Source organism: Streptomyces sp. NPDC005925, assembly GCF_040638805.1.
Lineage (GTDB): Bacteria > Actinomycetota > Actinomycetes > Streptomycetales > Streptomycetaceae > Streptomyces.
In genome coordinates this window covers 3,537-4,757 of sequence record NZ_JBEXVL010000060.1, presented here as the reverse complement: position 1 = coordinate 4,757, position 1,221 = coordinate 3,537, and the positions used below count along the sequence as shown (strand labels likewise).

The window sequence follows — 1,221 nt, the reverse complement described above, 5'->3', positions numbered from 1 at the left end:
AACACAGTGGACGCGAGCAACTGAGGACAAGCCCTCGGCCTATTAGTACCGGTCAACTCCACACGTTACCGTGCTTCCATATCCGGCCTATCAACCCAGTCGTCTACTGGGAGCCTTAACCCCTCAAAGGGGGTGGGAGTCCTTATCTCGAAGCAGGCTTCCCGCTTAGATGCTTTCAGCGGTTATCCCTCCCGAACGTAGCCAACCAGCCATGCCCTTGGCAGAACAACTGGCACACCAGAGGTTCGTCCGTCCCGGTCCTCTCGTACTAGGGACAGCCCTTCTCAAGACTCCTACGCGCACAGCGGATAGGGACCGAACTGTCTCACGACGTTCTAAACCCAGCTCGCGTACCGCTTTAATGGGCGAACAGCCCAACCCTTGGGACCGACTCCAGCCCCAGGATGCGACGAGCCGACATCGAGGTGCCAAACCATCCCGTCGATATGGACTCTTGGGGAAGATCAGCCTGTTATCCCCGGGGTACCTTTTATCCGTTGAGCGACGGCGCTTCCACAAGCCACCGCCGGATCACTAGTCCCGACTTTCGTCCCTGCTCGACCCGTCGGTCTCACAGTCAAGCTCCCTTGTGCACTTACACTCAACACCTGATTACCAACCAGGCTGAGGGAACCTTTGGGCGCCTCCGTTACCCTTTAGGAGGCAACCGCCCCAGTTAAACTACCCATCAGACACTGTCCCTGATCCGGATCACGGACCCAGGTTAGACATCCAGCACGACCAGACTGGTATTTCAACGACGACTCACCGCGAACTGGCGTCCGCGTTTCAAAGTCTCCCAGCTATCCTACACAAGCCGAACCGAACACCAATATCAAACTGTAGTAAAGGTCCCGGGGTCTTTCCGTCCTGCTGCGCGAAACGAGCATCTTTACTCGTAGTGCAATTTCACCGGGCCTATGGTTGAGACAGTCGAGAAGTCGTTACGCCATTCGTGCAGGTCGGAACTTACCCGACAAGGAATTTCGCTACCTTAGGATGGTTATAGTTACCACCGCCGTTTACTGGCGCTTAAGTTCTCAGCTTCGCCACCCCGAAGAATGACTAACCGGTCCCCTTAACGTTCCAGCACCGGGCAGGCGTCAGTCCGTATACATCGCCTTACGGCTTCGCACGGACCTGTGTTTTTAGTAAACAGTCGCTTCTCGCTGGTCTCTGCGGCCACACCCAGCTCGAGCAGCACGTGCTCTCACCAGACAT

At 56.3% G+C, this 1,221-nt stretch carries 1 rRNA gene (cut by a window edge); it reads right to left on the bottom strand.

Going from position 1 to position 1,221, the window contains the following annotated elements:
* Positions 1-22: 22 nt before the first annotated feature.
* Positions 23-1,221: ribosomal RNA gene (locus ABZ354_RS28500) — 23S ribosomal RNA — on the bottom strand; it runs 1,427 nt beyond the window's last position.